General features: G+C 63.0%; 1 pseudogene. It reads left to right on the forward strand.

The window, feature by feature from the left end:
* Positions 1-219: pseudogene (locus IG178_RS24315) on the forward strand (NERD nuclease); the annotation flags it as partial.

The raw sequence follows: 219 nt of genomic DNA on the forward strand, positions 1-219 counted from the left end.
TCGATTGGGCGGCCCAGCTGCTGGACGACACGCAGGTCCGAATCGTGCCCTTCGGCTCCATTCCTGAAGAACCTGAGTTCGACGTCGTCGTGGTCGACGAGGGACAGGATCTGCTCAATGTCGGGGACATGGCCCGTCTCGCCGAATCGTTGCGTGGTGGGCTCGACCGAGGCCGGTGGTGGATCTTCTTCGACCCCAACAATCAGGCCCACCTGACCG

Source organism: Neoluteolibacter marinus (genome assembly GCF_014904755.1).
GTDB lineage: Bacteria > Verrucomicrobiota > Verrucomicrobiia > Verrucomicrobiales > Akkermansiaceae > Haloferula > Haloferula marina.